Below are 8043 nucleotides of genomic sequence, written 5' to 3' on the forward strand. Positions count from 1 at the left end.
CAGCCGGGTCGTATCAGCCACCGGCCCCGCCCCGGGGCGGGACGCCGGCCGGGCGTACGCCCGACTCCCGCAGTACGGCGATGATGCGGTCCGCCTTGAGCGGATCCGCCGGGAGGGCGTGGCGGGCGAACCAGCGGGCCGGTTCGGGGGACGGGGACAGGTCGGTGAAGAGCTCGCCGGCGTAGTCGTCGAGCGGCGGATCGTAGAGGTAGCCCGTGGTGATGCGGTGCCGGGCGAGCGCGGCGATCGCGGCGTCGCGGTCGGCGACCAGCAGCGGGACGCGGAACAGCGGTTGTACTCCGCCGGGATCTGGGCCTGGGCCTGGGCCGGGACCGGCGCCGGGTCCGGGTGCGCCCCACGGGCTCGCCAACAGCCGCCGGGTACCGGCGAGATGTGCGTCGAGACGCTCGTCGAGCCGGTCCAGCAGCCGGGCCGTGCGTCTGTGCCGCAGCCGTCCCGCGGTGATGCGGTAGTCGTGCATGTCGACCCGTACCCAGGAGTGGAAGGGGGCGAGCGCGGGCGCCTCCGACACCGCCTGCTTCAGCTCGCCCGCCCGCAGCGGCATCCGGATCTCCTCGCGCTCCTCCATGCCGAGCAGCCGCATCACCGCCCGCGCCGCCCGCACGAGCCGCAGTCCGCGCACGCCTGCCTCCGCGTACGGCCGTACGGCGTAGGCGAGTTCGGAGCGCAGCCGGGACGGTACGAGGAGGTCGTCGCGCGCCTCCTCCAGAGCGCCGCGCAGCGACGGGTCGGCGAGGGCCAGAAAACCCCCGGTCTTCGCCGCCGTGTGCTTGGAGAGGCTGAAGACCGACGCGTCACCGTACGAACCGACCGGGCGCCCGCCCACCCGCGACCCGATCGCGTGCGCCGCGTCCTCCAGCAGCGGGATGCCCGACGCGTCGCAGCGGGCCCGCAGTTCGGGCGCAGGGTCGGGATTCCCGTACAGGTTCGTGGTGATGACCGCGGCCAGTCCGCCCCACACCGGGTCGGGGACGGCCGCGACGTCGATGGAGCCGTCGCGCGGGTCCAGCGGCGCCTGAACGGGCCGTAGTCCGGCGGCGAGCACCACGAAGAAGATGACGTCGTCGTTGACGGGCGACATCAGCACCCGCCCACCGGGCCGGCACCAGTGGCGCAGTGCCACATACAGCCCCAGACGGCACGACGGTACGTAGAGACATTCCCTGCCGAGGCGGTCGCGCATCCGCGCTTCCCATGTCCCCAGCGGCTCCCCAACAGCCATATTGTCCCCCCTGAGCCCCGGGCTCAATGTGGCCCATACCGGACCGCACCGTCAATAAGGCGGAAAGGCCCGTCCCTTGACGGAACGGACCCTTCGGGTGGGGAGGAACACGACGGTCACTCCTCGACCGTGAGTCCCTTCCTGAGCCTGTTCAGGGTGCGGGAGAGCAGCCGCGACACATGCATCTGCGAGATGCCGAGCTCGTCGCCGATCTCCGACTGGGTCATGCCGGCGACGAAACGGAGGGAGAGGATCTGGCGGTCGCGCGGCGGCAGCGAGGCGATGAGGGGCTTCAGCGACTCGATGTACTCGATGCCTTCGAGGCCGTGGTCCTCGTACCCGATGCGGTCCGCGAGGGCGCCCTCGCTCTCGTCCTCCTCCGGCTGGGCGTCCAGCGAGCTCGCGGTGTACGCGTTGCTCGCCGCCATGCCCTCGACGACCTCGTCGTTGCTGAGGCCGAGCCGCTCGGCGAGCTCGCCGACGGTGGGTGAGCGGTCGAGCTGCTGGGCGAGTTCGTCGCCGGCCTTCGCGAGATCGAGGCGGAGCTCCTGCAACCGCCGCGGCACGCGCACGGACCAGGACGTGTCGCGGAAGAAGCGCTTGATCTCGCCGACGATGGTCGGCATCGCGAAGGTCGGGAACTCGACGCCCCTGCTGAGCTCGAAGCGGTCGATGGCCTTGATGAGGCCGATCGTGCCCACCTGGATGATGTCCTCCATCGGCTCGCTGCGGGAGCGGAACCGGGAGGCGGCGAACTTGACCAGGGCGAGGTTGAGTTCGACCAGCGTGTTGCGGACGTACGCGTACTCGTGGGTGCCTTCCTCGAGGACTTCGAGGCGGGCGAAGAGCGTCTTCGACAGGGCCCGGGCGTCCACCGGTCCGACTTCGTCGAACGGCGGGATCGCCGGGAGACCGAGCTGTCCGAGCTGCTCGGAGTGCTCTGAGTACTCGAGTTGTCCGTCGCGCCCGTGGTGCGCGTCGTGCTCGTGGGTCTCGTCGTGCTGTTCGGGGGATTCGAGGTGATCGTGCAGACGTGTCGACGGCGCGTGGGGGGTGCGCGCTTCGTCGAGCCGGGGTGACATGGTCTCCTCCATCGTTCTCGGCATATGGCTGCCGATGCCAATACCTGTTGCTGCGGTGTGCGGCGCCTCCGAAGCCGGCCGTGTTGATTGGTGTCCCTACTAGCCCTACCCGGTCTTTGCCGAACCTTGCAAGTGTCAAATGTCATACATGTCTGTTTTATGGGGGAGTTCGAGTGTCAGCCGGCGTACGAAAGGCGTAATGTTCTACGGACGTCAATCGGCATCGGCGAAGAGGACGGGCATGGACCGCGGGACGGTCGGCAGCGCGAATCGGGGCCGGCTTCGGGTCGAGGTGCGAACCGAAGGCCGGAGTGAAGTCGTGACGCCGGCGGGTGAGCTCGATCACCACACGGCCGATCTGTTGCGTGCGCCACTCGACGACGCGCTGGATCAAGGTCGTACACGCTTGGTCGTCGACTGCTCACACCTTGAGTTCTGTGATTCCACCGGCCTCAATGTGCTGCTCGGTGCCCGGCTCAAGGCCGAGGCGGTCGGGGGAGGGGTTCATTTGGCCGGGATGCTGCCCGTCGTGGCCCGGGTCTTCGAGATCACCGGCGCGGAGGCGGTCTTCACCGTTCATGACTCGCTCGGAGCGGCACTGACCGACTGACCGCTGCCGTCCGACCGACCGCGTGGGTGTTGCCGCGACACGTCCGGGCAGGAGACCCCCGCGGACTGCACGGAACCCCGCACGCTCTGTATTGACTCAATTGCGAACCGGTGAATCGGTGAGGTGAAGCGCTGATGAGCACCACCCGGCAGCATCCGCCGGGCGACCGCGGCCCCGAGCCGTCCGGTACCCGCACCGACGACGCCGACGGTGGATCCGTCGTCCCCGACGGCCGGGCGCGCACCCTCGCGCTGGAGAGCGCCAGCGGCATCGTCCCGCTCGCCCGCGACTTCACCCGGCAGGCCCTCTACGACTGGGGCTGGCTGCCCGCCGCCTCCGCCGACCGCAGGGCGGCCGCCGAGGACGTCCTGCTCGTCGTCTCCGAGCTGGTCACCAACGCCTGTCTGCATGCGGAGGGCCCGGAGCGGCTGCGGATCTCCAGCGATGCGAAGGTGCTGCGCCTGGAGGTCTCCGACCGCGGCACGGGCCAGCCGGCGCCGCGCACCCCGCACCGGGCCGGCCGGCCCGGCGGGCACGGGATGTTCATCGTGCAGCGGCTCTGCCTGGACTGGGGAGTCGTGCGGACGCCGGGGATGCCCGGCAAGACGGTGTGGGCGGAGCTGGCCGCGCCCTCCTAGGGCCTGCGCGGTGGCGGTACGACCCCGCGGTTTTGAAGCTGTTGTGGAGCACGGCGATCCGCCGTGCTCTTTGTCTTCCCTCCATCAGGGCCCAGGCGTACCTTGAGCGCCCAATCTGATGTGTCGTCAGTAACATTCGGCGACCTTCCGGCATGAGGGGAACTCGAGGTGTCGTACCAGAAGCGGACAGCTCTCACGCTGGCAGCGGCGGTGGCGGGCTCGGTGGTGCTGATGGCCGCACCCGCCGCCCATGCCGAAGTCGTGGACGTGAACTACCAGTGCCAGACGCCGATCGGGCCCAAGGGCGCCGTGTCGCCGATCGACATCAAGGCCGTCAAGAGCGGCAGCGGCTACAAGCTCACGATGTCCTTCCAGAAAGGCGTGTCGTCCAGCCCGGTCGAGCTGGGCAAGGGCGCGATGAACCCGAGCGCGCTCATCAAGCTCGGCGGCGTGGCGGAGGGCACGGTTCCGGTGTCCGGACCGCCGAACGCGGAGGCGATTCCCGCCAACACCCCCATCAAAATCAACGACTTGACGGGTACCTACACCCCGAAGAAGAGCGGCAAGGCCACCTTCACCGCCGGGGTGCTCACCATCAAGGCACTCGGTACGACCACGACCTGCACCCCCAAGAACAACCCGAAGCCGTCGCTGGAACTCGACGTCAAGGGCTCGGGCGGCGGGGGCGGTTCGCAGACGGCCTCGGGCTCGGGCGAGCTGCCCAGGACCGGCCCGCTCGACTCGGCGCTCGCGCTCGGCACGCTCGGCGGCACCGTGCTGCTCACGGGAGCGGCGGGCGTCCTGTGGCTGACCCGCCGCAGCGACGCGCGGTCCACGAGCTGACACAACCGGGGAGCGCCGTGATCACCGCTGCCGCCGCCGCACTGCTGTACGTGCTCACCACAGCCGCGCCCGCCGCGACGGCCGCCGAGCCGGGCTGGACGGCGGAGCCCGCGGCGGGCGGCAGACCGTACGTCTACGTGGAGGGCCCGCCGGGCACGGTGCTGGAGGACCGGCTGTCCGTGACCAACCGCGGTACCGAGCCGCTGACCGTACGGCTGCGCCCTGCCGGGACCGGCTGGATCGCCCTCGCCGGGGACCCGGTGACCGTCCCGCCCCGCACCCGCGCCGATGTGCCGTTCGCCGTCACCGTGCCGACGTCCGCGGTGCCCGGCGACCACCCCGCCCGCGTCGTCGCGTCGGCCGGCGGCCGCGAGGTGGTCGTACGCGTCCATGTGCGGGTCAGCGGCCCGACGCTCGCCGCGCTCACCGTGGAGGATGTCCGGGTGGACGGAGGCCGCATCCACTACGCCCTGGTCAACCGCGGCAACACGGTCCTCGCGCCGCGCCTGGCCGTCCGCGCGGAGGGCCTCACCGGCGAACTGCTGCGACGCCCTGCCCGCCCGCTGCCCGTGGAACTCCGCCCCGGACAGCGCGTCGAACTGACCGAACCCTGGGCCGATCCGCCCGCCCTCGACTCCGTCGACGTCACCCTCCGTGCAACGGCCCCGGGGGCCGCCCAGGCCGAGGCGACGGCCACCGCGGTCTACGTCCCGTGGGCCGAGGTGACGGGCGGGGCGCTCGCGCTCGGAGCGGCGGCCGGGGCAGCGCTGCTGTGGCGCACGCGCCGACGGCCGCCCACGGCCGAACCGACCGCTACCCAACGGCAATTGGCGAAGGCAGGAGCCCCAAGGTGAACGGCGGCAAGTTTCCCCTCCCCGCCCGCTGTCGAACCGTGGGCAGGGCCCCAGGCCCCCGCACGGCCTTCGGCCGTGTCCTCGAACGCCGGGCGGGCTGGATTCCGGGGCTCCGCCCCGCAAACTCAGCCCCGTCGGCGATTGGGGCACGGGGTCCGGGGCGGAACCCCGGCGGTGGCGGGGGCGGCGGAGCCCCCACACGGCGCATCCGCACATCGACACAGCGGGAAGGGGCGGGGAGGGGAGAAGCCCGCCGCAGGCGCGTCGCGGTGGCCCTCGCCGCACTCCTCGCCGCCGTGCTCGGCCTCGCGGCCATCGCCCCGCCCGCCCTCGCCGCGGACACCGAGCCCACTGTCAGCCTCTCCGCCCAGCAGGCGGGCAAAGGCGGCGACCTCACCGTCAGCGGCGCGGGATGGCGACCGGGCGCGCTGCTGATGATGCTCATCTGCGGACAGGCCACACCCGACCGTGGCGTGATCGGCGGCACCAACTCCTGCGCCAACGCCGACGGCCGTGCCGTCACCACCGACGCCAAGGGCGCGTTCAGCAAGAAGATGCCGGTCGCGGAGCCGCCGAAGCCCTGCCCGTGCGTCGTGCACGTGGCCACCGTCACCGGTGAACAGGCCCTCGTGGACGCCCCGTTCACCGTCGCGGGTCACCCCACCGCCCCGCTTCCCCAGGCCACCGGAGGAGGCAAGCTCGCCGTACTCGCGGCCGTCGATCTGCGGGGATCGAGCGGCCTGCTCGTGTGGTTCGGCGCCCCGCCGAGCCGCGAGCTGGTCTTCACCGTCGGCAATCTCGGCTCCGCCCCGGTCCAGAACCCCGTCTTCGAGGTCGGCACCGCCCATGGCGTCTTCGCCCCGCAGTGGGAGGAGCGGCAGTGGCGCGGCACCATCCAGCCGGGGAAGAAGGCGCAGATCAAGCTGCCCGTCCAGCTGTCGGCGGGGGCGCACGGCGACTACCAGGTCTCGGTGAGGTACGGCTCGAAGGTGCTCGTCGAGCAGCCGTGGGGCGTGGGCAGGCCCTGGGGCGTGACGCTCTTCTGGGTGCTGCTGGCCGTGGTCGTCCCGGCCGCGCTGTTCCGGATCGGGATGGCGGTCGTCGACCGCGTACGACCCCGGCGCGGCGCCTCCCCTCCCGGCCGTCACCGCAACGCACCGCGCAACGCACCGCGCACCGAACCGGTGCCACCCACCGCCACGGCCCTGCCGTGGTTCACCCCGGACTCCGCACCGTCAGAGAACCGACCCACGACGAAGGGACACACGTGAGCACGCAACGGAGGATGAGCGCGGCAGGGGTCGCGCTGATGCTCTGCGGCGCGGGGATCCTGCTGACCGCGGGACCGGCCCACGCCGCCGAGGTGTCGTACAAGACGGAGTGCATCCCCCCGCCGATCTCCGGTCTGCCGCCCGTCCAGGGCACCACCAAGGTCCAGATCACCGCGCCCGCGGAGGCCAAGGTCGGCGACGAGATCGAGGTGGTCTGGAAGACCGTCCAGGCCGCGTCCAAGAACCCCGACGTCCTGGATCTGGAGAAGGACACGGTCAAACCGACGGGCACCCTCAAGGTCGCCGGGGCGCAGACGGCCGAGCTGGCGATGGAGGGACCGCGGCAGAACCCGCCGATCCCCAAGAACAGCCCGATGGTGCTCCCCGATATGAAGGGCAAGCTGAAGCTGACGGCTCCCGGCGAGATCACGCTGACCCCGGGCGCGTACAACATCAACGTCTCCAAGCCGATCTCGACGGACACCAAGTGCTCGCCGAAGGAGACGGTGCAGCCGGGCGCGACCGTCAAGGTGACGGACGGCGGAGGGACTTCGGGCGGTACGGCGACGGGCGGCTCCACGAGCGGCGGCAGCACCTCCGGCGGTTCCACGAGCGGTGGCAGTGACTCCGGCGGATCGGCCGCGGGTGGTACGAGCAGTTCCGGCGGTTCCACGAGCGGTGGCAGTGACTCCGGCGGATCAGCCGCGGGTGGTACGAGCAGCTCCGGCGGCTCCACCGGCGGTACGACCGGCGGCGGTGGCGGCCAGACCGACTTCGAGGGCAAGGAGGTCCAGGTCGCCTACTCCTGCAAGACACCCATCGGCGACAAGGAGGCCGTCTCCCCGGTGAAGATCAACGCCAAGAAGAACGGCGGGAACTACGACCTCACCGTGAAGTTCTCCAAGTCCGTCATGGACAGCCCCGCCGAGATCCCGGCCGACTCCGTCAAGCCGTCCATGGAGGTCAAGCTCGGCGGCGCCGACAAGGGCTTCGTCCATGTCGAGGGCCCCACGAACAAGGAGCCCATCAAGGCCGGCGACCCGATCGAGATCCCGGATCTGACCGGTACGTACAAGCCCGGCGCCAGCGGAAAGTCCACGCTCAGCCCGGGCGTCCTCACGGTCAAGGCCCTCGGTACGACGACGACCTGCACCCCGCCCGCGAATGTCGGGGTCTCCCTGGAGCTCGACACCTCCGCCCAGCCGGGCGGCGCGAGTGGCGGCTCCGGGGGCTCCGGGGGCTCGGCCTCCGGATCAGCGGGCGGCGGCAGCGCCTCGGGCGGCGGCCTCGCCGAGACCGGCGCCGAGGACGGCGGGGCCCTGCACGCCCTCGCCCTCGTCGCGGGCACGGTGATCCTGCTGGGCGGTGCGGTGTTCACCTTCACACCGTGGCGGCGGCTGCGCGGCACGACCCGGTGATCACGACCCGCGGGTCACGACCCGCGGGTCACGACCCGCTGATCACGACCCGCTGATCACGACCCGCGGGTCACGACCCGCTGG

8 protein-coding genes are annotated in these 8043 nt (G+C 71.5%); 6 read left to right on the forward strand and 2 right to left on the reverse strand.

Going from position 1 to position 8043, the window contains the following annotated elements:
- Positions 1 to 13: 13 nt before the first annotated feature.
- Positions 14 to 1270, reverse strand: a complete 1257-nt coding sequence (locus ACWGI8_RS34575; protein ID WP_453667068.1) for a DegT/DnrJ/EryC1/StrS family aminotransferase — start codon at positions 1268 to 1270, stop codon at positions 14 to 16.
- 89 nt (positions 1271 to 1359) lie between these two features.
- Positions 1360 to 2337, reverse strand: coding sequence for an RNA polymerase sigma factor SigF (locus tag ACWGI8_RS34580; protein WP_453667070.1), 978 nt, complete (start codon positions 2335 to 2337; stop codon positions 1360 to 1362).
- A gap of 229 nt (positions 2338 to 2566) precedes the next feature.
- On the opposite strand from ACWGI8_RS34580, the gene ACWGI8_RS34585 reads away from it, so the two are divergent.
- From ACWGI8_RS34585 to ACWGI8_RS34610, 6 genes are all read left to right on the forward strand, one after another.
- Positions 2567 to 2935 (forward strand): STAS domain-containing protein, encoded by a 369-nt coding sequence (locus ACWGI8_RS34585; RefSeq protein ID WP_453667077.1) that lies wholly within the window; start codon positions 2567 to 2569, stop codon positions 2933 to 2935.
- Between the two features lie 134 nt (positions 2936 to 3069).
- Positions 3070 to 3573 carry an ATP-binding protein gene (locus ACWGI8_RS34590; RefSeq protein ID WP_453667071.1) on the forward strand — a complete coding sequence of 168 codons (504 nt, stop codon included), beginning with the start codon at positions 3070 to 3072 and terminating at the stop codon, positions 3571 to 3573.
- Positions 3574 to 3741: 168 nt separating this feature from the next.
- On the forward strand, positions 3742 to 4416 hold the full coding sequence (locus ACWGI8_RS34595) for a peptidase (protein WP_453667072.1): 675 nt from the start codon (positions 3742 to 3744) through the stop codon (positions 4414 to 4416).
- Between the two features lie 17 nt (positions 4417 to 4433).
- The gene (locus tag ACWGI8_RS34600) at positions 4434 to 5270 is read left to right on the forward strand and encodes a COG1470 family protein (RefSeq protein WP_453667073.1); all 837 of its coding nucleotides are present in this window, start codon (positions 4434 to 4436) and stop codon (positions 5268 to 5270) included.
- Between the two features lie 269 nt (positions 5271 to 5539).
- Positions 5540 to 6541 carry a hypothetical protein gene (locus ACWGI8_RS34605; protein WP_453667074.1) on the forward strand — a complete coding sequence of 334 codons (1002 nt, stop codon included), beginning with the start codon at positions 5540 to 5542 and terminating at the stop codon, positions 6539 to 6541.
- 14 nt (positions 6542 to 6555) lie between these two features.
- Positions 6556 to 7959 (forward strand): hypothetical protein, encoded by a 1404-nt coding sequence (locus tag ACWGI8_RS34610; RefSeq protein WP_453667076.1) that lies wholly within the window; start codon positions 6556 to 6558, stop codon positions 7957 to 7959.
- Positions 7960 to 8043 lie beyond the last annotated feature (84 nt).

This window comes from Streptomyces sp. NPDC054841 (assembly GCF_053611045.1).

Excerpts from the sequence above, each read along its gene's own strand:
- ACWGI8_RS34580 (WP_453667070.1), bottom strand. The coding sequence starts at position 2,337 with ATGGAGGAGACCATGTCACCCCGGCTCGACGAAGCGCGCACCCCCCAC.
- ACWGI8_RS34585 (WP_453667077.1), top strand. The coding sequence starts at position 2,567 with ATGGACCGCGGGACGGTCGGCAGCGCGAATCGGGGCCGGCTTCGGGTC.
- ACWGI8_RS34590 (WP_453667071.1), top strand. The coding sequence starts at position 3,070 with ATGAGCACCACCCGGCAGCATCCGCCGGGCGACCGCGGCCCCGAGCCG.
- ACWGI8_RS34610 (WP_453667076.1), top strand. The coding sequence starts at position 6,556 with ATGAGCGCGGCAGGGGTCGCGCTGATGCTCTGCGGCGCGGGGATCCTG.